The 17,029-nt window shown below is 42.3% G+C and carries 20 protein-coding genes; 19 read left to right on the top strand and 1 reads right to left on the bottom strand.

What is annotated here, in order from left to right; all coding sequences use genetic code 11:
* Positions 1-117 precede the first annotated feature (117 nt).
* The 10 genes from KHB02_RS20485 to rsmI all read left to right on the top strand — a co-directional run bounded on the left by KHB02_RS20485 (position 118) and on the right by rsmI (position 7,271).
* The gene (locus KHB02_RS20485; protein ID WP_213148342.1) at positions 118-336 is read left to right on the top strand and encodes a sigma factor G inhibitor Gin; all 219 of its coding nucleotides are present in this window, start codon (positions 118-120) and stop codon (positions 334-336) included.
* A gap of 77 nt (positions 337-413) precedes the next feature.
* Entirely contained in the window at positions 414-1,859 is a 1,446-nt protein-coding gene (locus KHB02_RS20480; protein ID WP_213148341.1) for an aminotransferase class I/II-fold pyridoxal phosphate-dependent enzyme, read from the top strand.
* Positions 1,860-1,885: 26 nt separating this feature from the next.
* A complete protein-coding gene (tmk, locus tag KHB02_RS20475; protein ID WP_213148340.1) occupies positions 1,886-2,521 on the top strand; it encodes a dTMP kinase in 636 nt (211 codons plus the stop codon).
* Positions 2,522-2,640: 119 nt separating this feature from the next.
* Positions 2,641-2,970, top strand: a complete 330-nt coding sequence (locus tag KHB02_RS20470; protein ID WP_213121161.1) for a cyclic-di-AMP receptor — start codon at positions 2,641-2,643, stop codon at positions 2,968-2,970.
* A gap of 146 nt (positions 2,971-3,116) precedes the next feature.
* On the top strand, positions 3,117-4,115 hold the full coding sequence (holB, locus tag KHB02_RS20465) for a DNA polymerase III subunit delta' (protein WP_213148339.1): 999 nt from the start codon (positions 3,117-3,119) through the stop codon (positions 4,113-4,115).
* 2 nt (positions 4,116-4,117) lie between these two features.
* Entirely contained in the window at positions 4,118-4,945 is an 828-nt protein-coding gene (locus KHB02_RS20460; protein WP_213121159.1) for a PSP1 domain-containing protein, read from the top strand.
* 13 nt (positions 4,946-4,958) lie between these two features.
* The gene (gene yabA / locus KHB02_RS20455; protein ID WP_213121158.1) at positions 4,959-5,336 is read left to right on the top strand and encodes a DNA replication initiation control protein YabA; all 378 of its coding nucleotides are present in this window, start codon (positions 4,959-4,961) and stop codon (positions 5,334-5,336) included.
* A gap of 61 nt (positions 5,337-5,397) precedes the next feature.
* Positions 5,398-6,141 carry a tRNA1(Val) (adenine(37)-N6)-methyltransferase gene (locus KHB02_RS20450; protein ID WP_213148338.1) on the top strand — a complete coding sequence of 248 codons (744 nt, stop codon included), beginning with the start codon at positions 5,398-5,400 and terminating at the stop codon, positions 6,139-6,141.
* Positions 6,128-6,421, top strand: a complete 294-nt coding sequence (locus tag KHB02_RS20445; RefSeq protein WP_213148337.1) for a GIY-YIG nuclease family protein — start codon at positions 6,128-6,130, stop codon at positions 6,419-6,421. Before KHB02_RS20450 ends, KHB02_RS20445 begins: the two co-directional genes overlap by 14 nt.
* The gene (rsmI, locus tag KHB02_RS20440; protein ID WP_213148346.1) at positions 6,393-7,271 is read left to right on the top strand and encodes a 16S rRNA (cytidine(1402)-2'-O)-methyltransferase; all 879 of its coding nucleotides are present in this window, start codon (positions 6,393-6,395) and stop codon (positions 7,269-7,271) included. The genes KHB02_RS20445 and rsmI overlap by 29 nt, the downstream gene beginning before the upstream one ends.
* Positions 7,272-7,345: 74 nt before the next feature.
* On the opposite strand, the gene KHB02_RS20435 is transcribed toward rsmI, so the two are convergent.
* Entirely contained in the window at positions 7,346-7,630 is a 285-nt protein-coding gene (locus KHB02_RS20435; RefSeq protein WP_213148336.1) for an AbrB/MazE/SpoVT family DNA-binding domain-containing protein, read from the bottom strand.
* A gap of 484 nt (positions 7,631-8,114) precedes the next feature.
* On the opposite strand from KHB02_RS20435, the gene metG reads away from it, so the two are divergent.
* The 9 genes from metG to ispE all read left to right on the top strand — a co-directional run bounded on the left by metG (position 8,115) and on the right by ispE (position 16,985).
* A complete protein-coding gene (gene metG / locus KHB02_RS20430; RefSeq protein ID WP_213148335.1) occupies positions 8,115-10,073 on the top strand; it encodes a methionine--tRNA ligase in 1,959 nt (652 codons plus the stop codon).
* Between the two features lie 111 nt (positions 10,074-10,184).
* Positions 10,185-10,952: a TatD family hydrolase gene (locus tag KHB02_RS20425; RefSeq protein ID WP_213148345.1), complete on the top strand. Its 768-nt coding sequence runs from the start codon at positions 10,185-10,187 to the stop codon at positions 10,950-10,952.
* A 237-nt stretch (positions 10,953-11,189) separates the two neighbouring features.
* Positions 11,190-12,371: a G5 and 3D domain-containing protein gene (locus KHB02_RS20420; protein ID WP_213148334.1), complete on the top strand. Its 1,182-nt coding sequence runs from the start codon at positions 11,190-11,192 to the stop codon at positions 12,369-12,371.
* 181 nt (positions 12,372-12,552) lie between these two features.
* Positions 12,553-13,113 (top strand): ribonuclease M5, encoded by a 561-nt coding sequence (gene rnmV / locus KHB02_RS20415; protein ID WP_213148333.1) that lies wholly within the window; start codon positions 12,553-12,555, stop codon positions 13,111-13,113.
* Positions 13,106-13,984: a 16S rRNA (adenine(1518)-N(6)/adenine(1519)-N(6))-dimethyltransferase RsmA gene (rsmA, locus tag KHB02_RS20410; RefSeq protein WP_213148332.1), complete on the top strand. Its 879-nt coding sequence runs from the start codon at positions 13,106-13,108 to the stop codon at positions 13,982-13,984. The genes rnmV and rsmA overlap by 8 nt, the downstream gene beginning before the upstream one ends.
* A gap of 98 nt (positions 13,985-14,082) precedes the next feature.
* Positions 14,083-14,973: a sporulation peptidase YabG gene (gene yabG / locus KHB02_RS20405; RefSeq protein ID WP_420848105.1), complete on the top strand. Its 891-nt coding sequence runs from the start codon at positions 14,083-14,085 to the stop codon at positions 14,971-14,973.
* A gap of 243 nt (positions 14,974-15,216) precedes the next feature.
* Entirely contained in the window at positions 15,217-15,480 is a 264-nt protein-coding gene (gene veg / locus KHB02_RS20400; RefSeq protein ID WP_213121148.1) for a biofilm formation stimulator Veg, read from the top strand.
* Positions 15,481-15,670: 190 nt separating this feature from the next.
* Entirely contained in the window at positions 15,671-15,859 is a 189-nt protein-coding gene (locus KHB02_RS20395) for a small, acid-soluble spore protein, alpha/beta type (protein WP_213148330.1), read from the top strand.
* 256 nt (positions 15,860-16,115) lie between these two features.
* A complete protein-coding gene (gene ispE, locus KHB02_RS20390) occupies positions 16,116-16,985 on the top strand; it encodes a 4-(cytidine 5'-diphospho)-2-C-methyl-D-erythritol kinase (protein WP_213148329.1) in 870 nt (289 codons plus the stop codon).
* Positions 16,986-17,029 lie beyond the last annotated feature (44 nt).

The following is a 17,029-nucleotide window of genomic DNA, read 5'->3' as shown; positions in this document are numbered from 1 at the left end:
AATAAAAAATCGACATTAGACATACACCCAATTGTGAATGGCGACATATATTATTATTGCGGATACGAAAATTCGAAAAATTGTATACAAATTTTTGTTATCGGGCAGAATGGGTGTATGGAGGTGGAGCGATTGAGTTCAAACTTAGCACATAACCATTTGAGGGAAACATGCGTTATTTGTGAGAATCTTAAAGCGAAAGGCATACATCTATACACTTCTTTTATTTGCACAGAATGTGAAAATGATTTAATTCAAACAGACACGAGCGATCCAAAATATAAACATTATCTGAAACAGCTTAGAAAAATTACAACGCCCGAAATATTTTCATAACAAAGTCCTGATTGGGGCTTTATTTTTTTTCCCTAAAACGAGACAATAGGTTAGAATCTTAACAAGGATGTAAGGAAATGTTTAAGCAGATGAAAACACCTTTATATGATGCGTTAATAAAGCATGAATTCAGGAAACCAGTTTCCTTTCATGTTCCTGGACATAAATATGGTCTTATTTTTGATGCGAATGCACAGGAGCACTTTAAACAAATTCTAAAGCTGGATGCAACTGAGTTAACTGGATTAGATGACTTTCATTCTCCTGAAGGAGCAATTTTAGAAGCAGAAGACCTTTTAACGCAGCTTTATCAATCAAAGAAAAGCTACTTTCTTGTAAATGGCTCCACTGTAGGAAATATTGCCATGATTTTAACGGCGTGCTCGGAGGACGATACGGTCCTGGTACAAAGGAATAGCCATAAATCGGTCCTGAATGCTATACAGCTGGCCAAGGCAAGACCCATATTTCTGGAGCCGGAATATGACCAAGAATGGATGGTTCCCTCTGGAATATCAGTGGAGACTGTTAAAGAAGCCATCCGCAGGTATCCGAATGCAAAAGCCCTTATATTGACATACCCAAACTATTACGGGGTGGTCTATGATTTGCAAGGGATTATTCAGGAGGCGCACGGGCATAACATCCCAGTCCTAGTGGATGAGGCACACGGGCCCCATTTTATCCTCGGAAGACCTTTCCCAGCATCAGCTGTTCAACTTGGTGCGGATATTGTTGTGCAATCAGCGCATAAGACACTCCCGGCCATGACGATGGGGTCCTTTTTGCATTTTAATAGCTGTCTTCTTGACAATAAAAAGATCAAGGGTTACTTGGAAATGTTTCAGTCCAGCAGCCCGTCTTATCCAATCATGGCATCATTGGATTTGGCGAGAGGCTATCTAGCAGCCTATGAGCAGAGGGATTTAGAATTTTTACAAAGCGAGATCTCCTTATTTAAAAGGGATTTGGCCGATGTTTCCGCGATTAAGGTATTAGACTACCCAAATCAGCAAGGGGATTTATTAAAAATCACGCTTCAGTCACGAAGCAAATTAAGTGGCTTTGAGCTGCAGCAAAGGCTGGAGGAATACTCCATATATACAGAATTAGCAGATCCAAATAATCTCCTGTTCATTCTTCCACTACTGAAGGATGAACAAAAGTATTCCTTTAGGGAAACGGCCGCAAAAATAAATGAGGCCCTTAAAGATATTTTTTATGATTGTGACGAGGAAAAGGAAGAAATTCAATTAAGTAATAATCGAATTTCTGAGTTAGCTATTCCTTTCAAAAAGATGGGCGATTATGAGGAGTGGGAAATTTCTATTTCTGAAGCAGAGGACAAGGTTTGTGCGGAAACGATTATTCCTTATCCTCCTGGGATTCCGCTTTTGTTAAAAGGAGAGCGAATCACTGCTGAAAAGCTAAGCCGCTTACATAGGCTGATGAAAACGGGGGCAAGGTTTCAAGGTGGTTCCATATTAAGAAAAAGTATGCTGAAGGTTTTTTGGACAACTTAAGATATACAGTTTTGGAGGTTTCATAGATGACGAACGGAACGTTTATTACATTCGAGGGCCCGGATGGGGCAGGCAAAACTACAATCCTCAGTATGGTTGCTGAGCAGCTGTCAATGGCAATGGTTACAAGGGAACCTGGCGGCATTGATATTGCGGAACAAATCCGCCGCGTCATTTTGGCAAAAGAAAATACGGCCATGGACCCGCGGACGGAGGCGTTGCTCTATGCTGCCGCAAGAAGACAGCATTTAATTGAAAAAGTAAAGCCTGCCTTAGAAGAGGGAAAAGTTGTCTTGTGCGACCGCTTTGTTGACAGCTCCCTGGCTTATCAAGGTTACGCACGGGGATTAGGAATTGAAGAGGTATGGACGATTAACCAATTTGCAATTGAGAAGATGATGCCGGATTTGACGCTTTACTTTGATATTGAGCCGGAAGCTGGGCTGGAGCGAATTAATAAGAATAAAGGCAGAGAAGTTAACCGCTTGGATTTGGAAGACCTGGAGTTTCACCAAAAGGTGAGAGAAGGCTATCATATCCTTTTAGACCGATTCCCCGGCCGGATTATCAAACTTGATGCCTCAGGAACAATTGAGGATGTTTTTCAACAAACACTCGAAATAATCAAAACAAAGTTAACAGAAAAAAAGCCTTCGCGATAAGGCTTTTTTTTGCTAGCGAGGAAAACCTTCCTAATTATTGCGAATGTAAGTCCCCAAAGAAACTGTTATAATATAGGATAAGTAATGCCGGAAATTTTAAAGGAGAGGGCGGATTTACTATGAAACTTATTATTGCGGTGGTTCAAGACCAGGACAGCAATCGTTTGTCAAAGGCGTTAGTGGAAAATAATTTTAGAGCAACAAAGCTGGCGAGTACTGGCGGGTTTTTAAAATCAGGAAACACCACTTTCATAATCGGTACAGAAGATATTCGCGTTGACCGGGCTCTGCAGATTATTAAGGATAACTGCCGTGCCCGCGACCAGCTAGTGTCACCTGTTTCGCCAATGGGCGGCAATGCCGACTCATATGTCCCTTATCCAGTAGAAGTCGAGGTTGGCGGCGCAACGGTTTTCGTGCTGCCGATTGAGCAGTTTTTACATTTCTAGCTAATAAGAAAGTATAAACTTTCTGTCGAAAGCTTTATACTTTCTTAACGCATAAGGGCAACTAAGCCTCTGCCTTCGCCCTAAGGGGCTCGCCAATCGGCAAGTTTTCTTTAAAATTCCTATTCTTTAGTTAGTGAGTGATAATCTTGGTGAAAACCTGGGATCAACTGGAGGAGCTGCAGCCCGCGGTCCTCCGCATGTTAAAAAATAGCTTATTAAAAAATCGGGTGGCTCACGCTTACCTTTTTGAGGGCATGAGAGGAACGGGGAAAAAGGAAATCGCCGAACTTCTAACCAGGGCTCTTTTCTGTGAATCGTTAATTGATGGGTATAAACCTTGTGAGGCCTGCAGCAGCTGCCGGCGTATCAATAGCGGGAATCATCCAGATGTGCACATTATCGAGCCGGACGGTCAATCTATTAAGGTAGAACAAATCAGAAACCTCCAGGCGGAGTTTTCCAAAAAAGGAGTAGAATCCTTAAAAAAGGTTTATATGCTAGTTCATGCTGATAAGATGAGCGTAAGTGCTGCCAATAGCCTCCTTAAATTTCTTGAGGAACCAAATGCCGAAACGGCAGCATTATTACTAACCGAACAGCCTCAGAAAATCCTTCCGACGATTCTCTCAAGATGCCAGGCTTTGACCTTCCAACCGCTATCGCCGCAAAAAATGGTAAGTCAGTTGGTTGAAAATGGTGTAACACCACAAAAAGCCCCACTACTTGCACAGTTGACTAATAGTCTGGATGAGGCGCTAGAATTAAATGTCGATGAATGGTTTGCACAAGCCCAAAAAATAGTGGTAAAATTATATGAGGTGTTAGAAAAAAATCCGCTCGAAGCGATGGTCACGCTTCAGACCGATTGGTTCTTGCACTTTAAAGAGAAGGAACAAATTCAACGTGGGTTAGACTTATTACTTCTTATTTTTAAAGATTTATTATATATACAATTAGATAAGCAGGAGCAAATTGTTTTTCAAAATGATTTGGAACGCATGCGGCAGTTTGCTCTAAGAACATCAAGGCGGCGCTTAACGGCTCAAATGTCAGCTATTCTCGAAGCGAAGAGAAAGCTTGCTGCGAACATGAATCCTCAGCTGATGATGGAACAGCTTGTGCTTAAATTGCAGGAGGGATCTTGAATTTGTATGATGTTGTAGGAGTACGCTTTAAAAAAGCGGGGAAAATCTATTATTTTGATCCTGGAGACCTCCCAATTCAAAAAGATGACTTTGTCATTGTCGAAACCGTCCGCGGGGTGGAATATGGCAGGGCTGTGATACCCCGGAAGCGGGTTGAGGAGCATGATGTGGTCCTTCCGTTAAAAAAGGTTGTTAGAATTGCGGACCAGAAGGATCGGATGATTGTCGAGGAAAATAAGCAGGCGGCCCAGGAAGCCTATGAGGTTTGTAATGAAAAAGTAACTGAACATCAACTGGATATGAAGCTGGTGGATGTTGAATATACATTTGATCGTAATAAAATTATTTTCTATTTTACAGCGGATGGACGAGTTGATTTCCGTGAGCTTGTCAAGGATTTGGCAGCCATCTTTCGGACACGGATTGAATTGCGCCAAATTGGGGTCCGCGACGAAGCCAAGATGCTTGGCGGGATCGGCCCGTGTGGAAGAATGCTGTGCTGTTCCACTTTCTTAGGCGATTTTGACCCTGTGTCGATTAAAATGGCAAAGGATCAAAATCTATCTTTAAATCCTACCAAAATTTCAGGTTTATGCGGCCGGCTTATGTGCTGCTTAAAATATGAAAATGATGAATACGAATCTGCTAAAGAACAGCTGCCGGATTTGGGAGAAGTCATTGAAACTCCTAATGGCAGGGGAAAAGTGGTAGGTTTGAATATTTTAGAGCGGGTTCTTCAGGTGGAATTGACAGAACAAGAGCGGGTTCTGGAATATACACTAGATGAAATCATTAAAGAAGGTGCCTTTTCGATACAATCCACAGATTAATGAGGTGGAAGGCGTGGATAAAAAAGAGATATTTGAATCAGTAAGTAATATGGAAACACAAATTGGCCATCTTTACCAGCAGCTTGGGGAATTAAAGGAGCACTTAGCTGAAATACTAGAAGAAAATCATTGTTTAAAGCTTGAAAATGAGCATTTAAGACGCCGTTTAGATGTAACCACGGAAGCTGAGAAGAAGGATAGCAGCAGCAAAAAAGCAGAGGAGGCGGCACAAACACCATCTCCCAATGTAAAGCCATTTGATGTAGGAGAAGGCTATGATAATCTAGCCCGCCTTTATCAAGAGGGATTTCATATCTGCAATCTTCATTTTGGCAGTTTGCGCAAGGAAGGCGACTGTTTATTCTGTCTATCTTTCCTAAATAAGAAATAACGTTAAGAGGCTGACCTTTCATCAGCCTCTATTTTCATACTTTGATAAGGAATGAATGAACATGATTAACTTGAAGGATGATGAACGCTTAGATTATTTGCTGGCCGAGAACTTAAGAATTATTCAAAGTCCATCTGTATTTGCATTTTCACTGGATGCAGTCCTTTTGGCAAGGTTTGTTTATGTCCCCATCCAAAAAGGAAACCTTATCGACCTTTGCAGTGGCAACGGGGTTATTCCGCTGTTTTTAAGTGCCAGGACTAAAGGCAAAATTACAGGTGTGGAGATTCAGGAACGCCTTTACGATATGGCGGTCAGAAGTATTGAATATAATGGTCTTGAAAATAGGCTGGAGATGATTCTTGGGGATATTAGGGATATGCCGAAAAAATTGGGATACGGCAAATTTGATGTGGTTACCTGCAATCCTCCTTATTTTACGACACCATCAAAGGGAGAAATTAACCCAAATGAACATTTGGCGATCGCCCGTCATGAAATTCTCTGTACGCTTGAGGATGCTATAAAGGCATCCAGCGAACTTGTCAGGCAAGGTGGGAAAGTGGCATTCGTACACCGCCCGGGGCGACTATTGGATATCGTAACGTTTATGCGTCAATATAGGCTGGAGCCAAAGCGGATCCAATTTGTTTACCCAAAGATGGGGAAGGAAGCGAATACGATATTAGTCGAAGCCATTAAGGATGGAAGTCCTGATCTGAAAATTCTTCCACCGCTGATCGTTTATCAAGATAACGATGAATATACCCCAGAAATAAGAGAGATTTTATATGGAGAAAAATGAGCATTATTTTTATGTGCTGACCTGCAGGGACGGGAGCTTCTATGGGGGTTACACCAATAATCTAGAACGCAGGATTCAGCTTCACAATGATGGAAAAGGGGCCAAGTATACAAGGGGCCGCGGCCCGGTTAAACTGACGTATTATAAGGGATTTGAAAATAAGGGTGATGCCCTAAGAGCGGAATACCATTTTAAAAAGCTGACACGGAAACAAAAGTTGGATTTTTTAGTGAGAGAGATAGGTGATGATGATGTGGCAGCAAAAGAGCTTTGCGAATGAGGAGCATAAGGGAATTCTCTATTTGGTTCCAACCCCGATTGGAAATCTGGAGGATATGAGCTTTCGCGCGGTACGGATATTAAAAGAGGCAGACCTGATTGCCGCTGAGGATACAAGAAATACAAAAAAACTGTTGAATTACTTTGAAATTGACACCCCGGTGGTAAGCTACCATGAACATAACAAAGAAACGAGCGGGGAAAAGCTGATTCAAAGGTTAAATGATGGCGCCAAAATTGCCTTAGTGAGTGATGCTGGTACACCTGCCATTTCTGACCCTGGCTACGAGCTTGTCGTGCAAGCCACAGCCGAAATGCTGACGGTCGTTCCGCTGCCGGGAGCAAATGCGGGAATCACTTCGTTAATTGCCTCCGGCCTTGTCTGCCAGCCTTTCTATTTTTATGGGTTTCTGCCCCGTGGCAAAAAGGAAAAACGGGAGCAATTAGAAGGACTAAAGCGACAAACGGCTACCATCATATTTTATGAAGCCCCGCACAGGCTGAAGGAAACGTTAGCCCTCATGCTTGAAGTCCTTGGCAGCCGTAAGGTCGCCCTTTGCAGGGAGCTGACAAAAAAGTTTGAGGAATTCATCAGGGGGAATCTCGAAGAAGCCCTGCAATGGGCTAATGAAGAGGAGATCCGCGGGGAATTCTGCGTCATCGTTGAAGGAACCAGCGAATTACCGGAGCCCGAAGAGGCCGCTTGGTGGGAGCAGTTAACGATTGAAGAGCATGTCGGGCACTACATAACTGACAAAGATATGTCCTCTAAAGACGCCATTAAACAAACGGCGAAGGACAGGGGATTACATAAACGGGACGTTTACCAGGCATATCATATTGAACCATAAAAAGAGGCTGACAAAAATGTCAGCCTCTTGGTCTATTTATAAAAGAAGAGATTACCTTTGGCAAGGAATTCTTCTTATTTTACTACTTCAAAGTTGCTTTGGATTTCCTTGATTAACTGCTCTGCACCTTCGCGGCTTAGGATTAACTTTCCGCCTGCAAGAGCAAGATTATCATCAGAAACCTCACCAGTGATTTGGCAAGTCATATTTGGCTTGTATTTCTTTAAAATAATGCGGTCATCATCAACATAGATTTCAAGAGCATCCTTTTCAGCAATTCCAAGTGTACGTCTTAATTCGATCGGAATAACCACGCGGCCTAATTCATCAACCTTACGAACGATACCAGTAGATTTCATTTTTTGTAATCTCCTCTCACTATTAAACAATTATTTTTTTCTTTTATAATTCGTCATTATTCGACAAAAATTTCATATATTCATAATACCAGCGTTTCCCAAATTCGTCAATTATTTAATTTTGAAAAATAATAAGGAATTTTTACCCATTCGCAAAAGACTGATTTAATAAGGGATTTTTGAATTTCTATTTAATAATTACTATCATTAACATTATAGATAACTAATATTAGTCATTGGACATAAATTCGACAATTCGACAAAATTCTACAAAATCCTATCTTAATTTCAAAAATAAGTTTCGTAGTTTGTGGGGATTTTATGGGTGTGTTTTGGAAAAAATTTTTAAAAAATGGAATTCATCGAAATGCCGTTTCTTGCACAAAAACGTAATTTTCGGTATATTTTGATGTTAGAGACCAATAAAAAAGGGCAATAATGTTTAGATGGGGATTAATTGTCTATTACTAGAGGAGTGATACAAATGGCGGGAAAATCTTTTTATATTACGACACCGATTTATTATCCAAGCGGTAATTTACATATTGGACATGCCTATACGACGGTTGCAGGGGATGCAATGGCCCGTTATAAGCGCTTGCGCGGGTTTGATGTAAGATATCTAACAGGTACTGATGAGCACGGACAAAAAATTCAGCGCAAAGCGCAAGAATTAGGTGTGACCCCGCAGGCCTATGTCGATGAAATTGTTGGCGGAATTAAAGAGCTTTGGCAAAAGCTTGATATTTCCTATGATGATTTTATCCGGACAACAGAGGATCGGCATAAACAGGTTGTCGAAAAAATCTTTGCCAGACTGCTTGAGCAGGGCGATATTTATTTAGATCAATATGAAGGCTGGTATTGTACGCCTTGTGAATCCTTTTTTACTGACCGCCAGCTTGTTGACGGGAACTGCCCGGATTGCGGCCGCCCGGTTGAAAAAGTAAAGGAAGAATCGTACTTTTTCAGAATGAGCAAGTATGTGGACAGACTTCTGCAATATTATGAGGAGAATCCTGAATTTATCCAGCCGGAATCCCGCAAGAATGAAATGATCAACAACTTCATTAAGCCGGGACTTGAGGATTTGGCCGTATCTCGGACAACCTTTGACTGGGGCATCAAGGTGCCGGGCAATCCAAAGCATGTCATCTATGTTTGGATTGATGCGCTTTCCAATTATATTACCGCACTTGGGTATGGTACAGAAAACGACGCTAACTACTTAAAATACTGGCCGGCAGATGTACATTTAGTCGGTAAAGAAATTGTCCGTTTCCACACTATTTATTGGCCAATTATGCTGATGGCACTCGACCTTCCGCTGCCAAAGAAGGTATTTGCCCATGGCTGGCTGTTAATGAAGGATGGAAAAATGTCGAAGTCAAAGGGAAATGTTGTCGATCCAGTGACATTGATTGACCGCTATGGCCTTGATGCGCTTCGCTACTATCTGTTACGTGAGGTTCCTTTTGGAGCAGATGGTGTTTTCACTCCGGAAGGGTTTATCGAAAGAATCAACTTTGATTTGGCGAACGACCTTGGAAACCTCCTGAACAGGACCGTGGCGATGATTGAAAAATACTTTAATGGGGTTATTCCTGACTATGCCGGTTCTGTTGGTGAATTCGATGAGTCCTTGCTCCAAACAAATCGGGAAACCATTACAAAGTATGAAGAAGCGATGGAAAAAATGGAATTTTCTGTCGCGTTAAGCTCTGTTTGGCAGCTAGTCAGCAGAACAAATAAATATATTGATGAAACACAGCCATGGGCGTTAGCGAAGGATGAGGCAAAGAAAAACGAGCTTGCGAGCGTAATGGTTCATTTAGCAGAATCGCTGCGCCGGATTGGCATTCTTCTTCAGCCGTTTTTAACCCGGACACCGAATGGCGTCTTTAAACAGTTAGGAATGAACGATGAAGGATTAAAAACATGGGAAAGCCTTGAAGCATTCGGCAATATTCCAAGTGGGACAAAGGTTGAAAAAGACGCACCATTGTTCCCAAGACTAGAAATCGCTGAGGAAGTTGAATTTATCAAGACTAAGATGCAAGGCGGAACGGCTCCATCACCTGTAGCAGAAGAAAAGAAAGAGGAGAAGCCTGAAGAACTTGCAGAAATTGCCATTGATGATTTCATGAAAATTGACCTGCGTGTAGCGGAGGTTATCCAGGCAGAACCTATTAAGAAGGCTGATAAATTATTAAAGCTTCAGTTGGATTTAGGCTATGAAAAACGCCAGGTTGTATCAGGAATTGCCCAGTACTACAAACCAGAAGAATTGGTAGGACGTAAGGTAATCTGCATCACAAACCTAAAACCGGTTAAGCTGCGTGGTGAATTATCACAAGGAATGATCCTGGCTGGCTCCAAAGATGGGCAGCTGTCTCTGGCAACAGTGGACCAAACACTGCCGAATGGCTCAAAGGTAAAATAAAAATAAATGGGGAAATGTTCCACGTGAAACAAATTTCGTGGAAATTTCCCTTTTTTCGTGTTTAAGCTGAAGAGGAGTAAAATGTTGGAGAAAAAGGAAAGAAGGGATTTTATGTTATTCGACACACACGCCCATTTAAACGCCGAACAGTTTAACGAGGACCTTGAAGAGGTAATTTCAAGGGCCCAGGAAGCAGGAGTAACAAATATGGTGGTTGTTGGTTTTGACCACCCGACCATTACCAGAGCGATGGAATTGGCCGAAAGCTATGAGTTTATTTATGCCTGTGTCGGCTGGCATCCGGTAGATGCGATCGATATGACGGAAGAGGATTTAAAATGGATTGAAGAGTTGGCGGCCCATCCAAAAGTTGTCGCAATTGGAGAAATGGGATTAGATTATCATTGGGACAAGTCGCCAAAGGACATTCAAAAGGACGTGTTCAGAAGGCAAATCCGGCTGGCTAAAAAAGTAAAGCTGCCGATTGTCATCCACAACCGTGAAGCAACTCAAGATATTGTTGAGATATTAAAGGAGGAAGGCGCGGCAGAGGTAGGCGGGATTATGCATTGCTTTAGCGGCAGCGCGGAGACTGCAAAGGAATGTGTGAACATGAACTTTTATATTTCGCTGGGCGGACCTGTTACCTTTAAAAATGCCAAAAAACCGAAAGAGGTAGCCGCTGAAATTCCACTTGATAAGTTGTTAATTGAAACAGACTGCCCGTATTTGGCGCCGCATCCATTTCGCGGGAAACGCAATGAACCGAGTTATGTGAAACTGGTAGCCGAGCAAATTGCCGAAATTAAGGGATTAACGTACGAAGAGGTAGCTGAGGCAACGACACAAAATGCTAAAAAATGTTTCGCCATAAACTGATAAGGGAAATTGTCGAAACAGTAAGAAGCTTGTCCAAATTTTTTCCGATAACTAAAAGTTCTACACGTCTCCTTTTCAACATAGGATAACCGTGTCGATAAGTTTTCCTTTGCAAAATTTCCAGTTATGTGCATAATTAGGAATATGTTCTCAGGGTATGCAAGGGTTGACAGCCGGCGGCATGGTTTCACTATATCTCCATAAGAAAAGGAGGCGTTTTTCATCGTATTCAAAAACATGAAAAGCCTGTTTTTCCGGTCTTGGAGTGCGAGGAATTTGACCATTGCTTTTGCTAGTTTCGTAGTTTTGCTAACAACTCTTGGAATTCTTTTTTATGAAGGATCAAAGAAAACGGTGGCAATTACTCTTAATGGCGAACAAAAGGTCATCAAAACGCATGCAGATACCATTAAGGAATTATTGGATGAACTGGATGTTTCAATGCGCTCCCAAGACTACTTGTATCCAAAGGCGAGTACGAAGGTAAATGAAAACCTACATATCGTCTGGCTGCAAGCGAAACAGGTTACCATTGTCAAGAACAACGAGAAGAAAACGATTTGGACTACAGCCGAGACTGTAGCGGAGGCTTTGAAAGAACAACATATTGTTTTAAACGAGCATGATAAAGTTTCACCCGGACCGCAAACGGCAATCAAAAATAAGATGAAAATCGGCGTCACTGAGGCCTATCATCTGACTTTCATTGACGGCGGAAAAGAGCAAGCAGTCTGGTCCACTTCGACTACGGTCGCTGACTTTTTAACGCAGCAGGGCACTAAACTAAATGATTTAGACCGAGTTGAACCGCCATTAACAGAAACCATAGCAGAGAATGGTGTTGTTAACGTCATTCGTGTAGAAAAAGTCACCGATGTAGTGGAAGAACCTGTTGAATTTGCCGTGGTTACTAAGAGGGATGACAGCCTTGAGAAAGGGAAAGAACAGACCATCTCTCAAGGTAAAAAAGGGCTCGTTTCGAAACAATATGAAGTCCTAATCGAAAATGGTAAAGAGGTATCAAGGAAGTTAATCAATGAGCAGATGGTTACAGCAAAACAGGATAGGGTTGTCGCTGTTGGCACGAAGGATTTAGCCCTTCAAGTATCCCGCGGTGAGGCACCTGCAGGAAAAGAGCTTTATGTGTCGTCTACAGCGTATACAGCCTATTGTAATGGCTGTTCAGGAAGGACTGCAACTGGTTTTAATTTGCGCTCTAATCCGGACGCTAAAATAATTGCCGTTGATCCAAATATCATTCCGCTTGGCACGAAGGTTTATGTCGAAGGCTATGGCTATGCGGTTGCTGCCGATACTGGCGGGGCCATAAAAGGGTATATAATTGACGTATTTATGCCCACAAAAGCTGATGCATATCGATGGGGACGTAAAAAAGTAAAAATTACGATAATGCAGTAATTCATTTTGCGGCAGGGGGAAACCCCTGCTTTTTTACTTTTTCTTAAAATTTCTTTATACTTAACAACGAACTCTTAAGCAAATGATTACTAAAGTTTATGAATGGTTTCGCTAATATAGACGATGGACATTACAAAAATGTTTCAACTTTTTTTCAATTTTATTTTTTTTTGGAGGAAAAATGAAAATTAAAGAATTTATCGTGGTGGAAGGCAGGGATGACACAACTGCCATCAATCGGGCAGTCGAAGCGGATACGATTGAAACGAACGGTTCCGCAGTTAATCAAACCACGATTGAAAAAATAAAACGTGCCCAGGAAACAAGGGGAGTCATTATTTTTACCGACCCCGATTACCCTGGTGAAAAAATAAGAAAAACGATTGCTGGGCAAGTTCCGGGCTGTAAACACGCCTTCCTGGCAAAAGAGGATGCCCTTGCAAAAAGAGATAAAGGAATCGGAGTTGAGCATGCCTCACCGGAAGCAATCAGGGCAGCTTTAAAAGAAGCACAAGTCATGCATGAAGATATTTTAGAGGAAATCAGCCAGGATGATTTAATCACTGCCGGCCTGATCGGCGGGGAAGGCGCCAAGGAACGCAGAATCCAATTAGGGAAGCTATTAAAAATCGGCTATACGAACGGTAAGCAGCTGCATAAGCGCCTCATGATGTTTCAAATCAGCAAACAGGAATTTGCCGAGGCACTAAGCAAGGTACGTCAGGAGGAGAGTAATGGATAAAGATATCGCTACCCCTGTGAGAACAAGGGCTATTTTAGAAAAATACGGCTTTTCCTTTAAGAAAAGCCTAGGGCAAAATTTCTTAATCGATACAAATATATTAAAAAAAATTGTCAGCTTTGCGGAGCTTACCGACGAATCAGGGGCCATTGAAATTGGCCCAGGAATCGGAGCCTTAACGGAACAGCTGGCCCGTTCGAGCAAAAAGACCGTTGCTTTTGAAATTGATCAAAGGCTTTTGCCAATTTTAGAAGATACGTTGTCACCATATCCGAATGTAAAAGTCATCCATAATGATGTGTTAAAGGCTGATGTCGGTGAGGTTATTGCTGCTGAATTTGCTGGCATTTCCGATTTGATGGTGGTTGCTAACCTGCCTTATTATGTAACGACGCCGATTATTATGAAGCTGCTTGAAGAGCATTTGCCGATTCGCGGCATCGTTTGTATGCTCCAAAAGGAAGTAGCGGACAGGATCTCTGCCAAGCCTGGAACGAAGGACTACGGCTCTCTATCCATCGCTGTTCAGTATTATACTGAAGCGGAGACCGTCATGATTGTGCCAAAAACGGTTTTTGTCCCGCAGCCAAACGTCGATTCTGCGGTCATCAGGCTGACACGGAGGGAAAACCGTGCTGTCCAGGTAAAGGATGAGAACTTCTTTTTCCAGGTGACAAAGGCGAGCTTTGCCCAAAGAAGAAAGACATTATTAAACAACCTAACAAGTGGTCTGCCGGATGGCAAACAAAAGAAAGAGGAAATCCTTGCGGCCTTGGCAGCCAGCGGCATTGAACCGTCAAGAAGAGGGGAAACACTGTCCCTCGAAGAGTTTGGCCGCCTAAGCGACGAACTATATGCATACTTCCAATAGACCTTTTAAAAAGGTCTATTTTTTTTCACAAGGACAACTACCCATGCATAGCCTATCAAAGAACCTTATTTGAAGGCCTTACCTGCGGTCTTATTGGAGTGACGACAGTGGATATAAAAATAAATGATATTGTCGGCAGACGTTCATATAATTGCGATATTCTCTTTCGAGTTATCGATATACAAAAAATTAGTGGCCAGACAGTGGTGATCCTCTATGGCGAGGATTTTCGCCTAGTGGCAGATGCCCCATATCAAGATTTGATGGTAATCAATCCAAATGAGCGGCTAAAGCTCACGAAGGAGTACCGGACGCTCGAGGAGCAATCCTTAAGGCTTTTTACACAGGATGTCGATTTATTGAGGGAGAGGCAGGAATACGAAGCCACCAGCGGCTATGTAAAGCCGAGCAGCTATTTTCAAATCCCCGGAAAAGTCCTTCACCTAGATGGCGACCCTGCCTATTTAAAAAAATGCATGGCCTTATATGAAAAAATCGGTGTTCCTGTTTTAGGGATTCATTGCAATGAAAAAGAGATGCCTGCGAAAATTGGCGGCTACATGGACTATTATCGTCCCGATATTCTCGTTATCACCGGACATGATGCTTATTCAAAAGCAAAAGGGAAGATGACCGATATCAATGCGTACCGCCATTCTAAACACTTTGTGGAAACGGTTAGGGAAGCGCGAAGGAAAGTGCCCCATTTGGACCAGCTTGTCATCTTTGCGGGCGCATGCCAATCTCATTTTGAATCGCTTATTCATGCCGGCGCAAACTTTGCCAGCTCCCCATCTAGGATCAACATTCACGCTCTTGACCCGGTCTATATCGTCGCCAAAATCAGTTTTACCCCTTTTATGGAAAGAATCAACGTTTGGGAAGTGCTGAGAAATACACTTACAGGCGAAAAAGGACTGGGAGGGATAGAAACAAAGGGAGTACTCAGAACCGGAATGCCCTATCACCCCGTTCAAGAGGAGGAATAGGCCTATTAGAGAGGCGAAAAGCTAGTCATCAATATTAAACTACTTTCGCTATGCTCTAATGGGTTTATTTTTTCCCTTGATACATATTCCCAAACATTTCAGGTAACGCTAGAAATGTTGAAATTTAGCAAAAAAAACAGAACAAAAAATATTGACAATCTTTTTGTCGGACTGATATAATTTATATTTTTGTTTGACATAAGTATGTCAGCGTGATATACTTTACATAGTGAGGTGGACCGAATGACTAAAACCTTAGCGGATATTAAAAAGTCCCTGGACTCCAATTTAGGGAAAAGGTTGTTACTAAAGGCCAACGGGGGACGTCGAAAAACAATTGAACGTTCCGGTGTCCTAGCAGAGACATACCCATCTGTTTTTGTCATCGAACTGGATCAGGATGAGAATGCATTCGAACGAGTTTCCTACAGCTATGCGGATGTTTTAACCGAAACCGTTCAAATTACCTTCTATGAAGAGGCAGCAGGAAATGCAGCTTTAAGCTAGAATATAATCAACGCATGGCGGTAAACCAAAGGTTTACTGCTTTTTGCTGTTCAAAAAGAACTAAAAATCTCCTTTGCTGATTCTTCTATCTGTTGATTGGAGCGAAATCAACAGACCTATATTAAAAAATTATTTAATATCCCAAATTATCTCATACTAATAATGCTGCGACAGGAAAGGGGTTGTTTAGATGGGCAGAAGAAGAGGAATGATGTCCGAACGCTTTAAAGAAGAATTAGCAAAAGAACTTGGATTTTACGATGTTGTCCAAAAAGAGGGCTGGGGCGGCATCCGGGCAAAAGATGCAGGGAACATGGTAAAGCGGGCCATCGAGCTTGCCCAGCAGCAATTAACCAACAGGAACTCGCATAAATCTTAATTCCGACAAGAACTTCCGCTATTTATTTAAACACTTAAACGCGCAGCAAAGCCGGAGGATCTCCTCCGGCTTTTTTCTTGGCTAAAAATATCACTTTTTTCTTAGCAAAACTATGATAAAATATAAAATTTGATAGGATTCACGTCTTACAATTGTCGTTTTGTGGTAAAATAGGACAATATATGGACTCGGAAAGCAGGAATGCAGGCAAAAGGAGCCTGTCTCTTAGGATATTTGTAAAAGTAGGTGGACGAGCGTGAAGCTTTTAGTTAAAGCACCGGCTAAAATTAATTTAGCACTGGATGTTTTACATAAACGGCCCGATGGATATCATGAGGTTGAAATGATTATGACCACCATTGATTTAGCCGACCGGGTTGAACTTTCCTTGTTACAGGAGGATAAAATACATATTCTTTCTCATAATCGGTACGTGCCTGATGACCAGCGTAATTTAGCCTACCAGGCTGCACTGCTGCTAAAAAACCGTTTTAATGTAAAGAAGGGTGTATCAATCTCCATTGAAAAAACAATCCCCGTTGCGGCTGGCTTGGCAGGGGGAAGCAGCGACGCAGCAGCAGCTTTAAGGGGTCTTAACAAGCTATGGAATCTTGGACTGACGTTGGATGAACTGGCCGAGCTTGGCAGTGAAATTGGTTCAGACGTCTCCTTTTGTGTGTACGGTGGGACAGCGCTGGCAAAGGGCAGAGGGGAATTTATCACCGAACTGCCAGCGCCGCCGACATGCTGGGTTATTTTGGCCAAGCCGTTCATCGGTGTCTCAACTGCTGAGGTATATCGGCGTTTGGATGTAAATGGAATCACCCACCCAAATATCAACGAAATGATCAATGCCATTGGGCAAAATGACTATCACAAGGTATGCCAGCATGTTGGCAACGTGCTAGAGGAAGTAACTTTACACCTTCATCCAGAGGTAGCACAAATAAAAGACCAAATGAAACGATTCGGTGCAGATGCGGTATTAATGAGCGGCAGCGGTCCGACCGTTTTTGGGCTGGTTCAGCACGATTCCAGAATGCATCGCATTTATAATGGCCTGCGCGGATTTTGTGACCAGGTTTTTGCAGTAAGAATGTTAGGTGAACGGCATACGCTTGATTAAAGGCGCACAATAATAGTATCCTTTAATTAGAATATTCGGATTCG

The sequence above is a fragment of the Neobacillus citreus genome (assembly GCF_018343545.2).
Taxonomy (GTDB): domain Bacteria; phylum Bacillota; class Bacilli; order Bacillales; family Cytobacillaceae; genus Neobacillus; species Neobacillus citreus.
Note: the sequence above shows the minus strand (reverse complement) of the source record. Positions and strands in the feature narration are given on the sequence as shown.

Coding starts and splice junctions, on each gene's coding strand:
- KHB02_RS20485 (WP_213148342.1), top strand. CDS start 118: ATGGAGGTGGAGCGATTGAGTTCAAACTTAGCACATAACCATTTGAGG.
- KHB02_RS20480 (WP_213148341.1), top strand. CDS start 414: ATGTTTAAGCAGATGAAAACACCTTTATATGATGCGTTAATAAAGCAT.
- tmk (WP_213148340.1), top strand. CDS start 1,886: ATGACGAACGGAACGTTTATTACATTCGAGGGCCCGGATGGGGCAGGC.
- KHB02_RS20470 (WP_213121161.1), top strand. CDS start 2,641: ATGAAACTTATTATTGCGGTGGTTCAAGACCAGGACAGCAATCGTTTG.
- KHB02_RS20450 (WP_213148338.1), top strand. CDS start 5,398: ATGATTAACTTGAAGGATGATGAACGCTTAGATTATTTGCTGGCCGAG.
- KHB02_RS20445 (WP_213148337.1), top strand. CDS start 6,128: ATGGAGAAAAATGAGCATTATTTTTATGTGCTGACCTGCAGGGACGGG.
- rsmI (WP_213148346.1), top strand. CDS start 6,393: ATGTGGCAGCAAAAGAGCTTTGCGAATGAGGAGCATAAGGGAATTCTC.
- KHB02_RS20435 (WP_213148336.1), bottom strand. CDS start 7,630: ATGAAATCTACTGGTATCGTTCGTAAGGTTGATGAATTAGGCCGCGTG.
- metG (WP_213148335.1), top strand. CDS start 8,115: ATGGCGGGAAAATCTTTTTATATTACGACACCGATTTATTATCCAAGC.
- KHB02_RS20425 (WP_213148345.1), top strand. CDS start 10,185: ATGTTATTCGACACACACGCCCATTTAAACGCCGAACAGTTTAACGAG.
- KHB02_RS20420 (WP_213148334.1), top strand. CDS start 11,190: ATGAAAAGCCTGTTTTTCCGGTCTTGGAGTGCGAGGAATTTGACCATT.
- rnmV (WP_213148333.1), top strand. CDS start 12,553: ATGAAAATTAAAGAATTTATCGTGGTGGAAGGCAGGGATGACACAACT.
- rsmA (WP_213148332.1), top strand. CDS start 13,106: ATGGATAAAGATATCGCTACCCCTGTGAGAACAAGGGCTATTTTAGAA.
- veg (WP_213121148.1), top strand. CDS start 15,217: ATGACTAAAACCTTAGCGGATATTAAAAAGTCCCTGGACTCCAATTTA.
- KHB02_RS20395 (WP_213148330.1), top strand. CDS start 15,671: ATGGGCAGAAGAAGAGGAATGATGTCCGAACGCTTTAAAGAAGAATTA.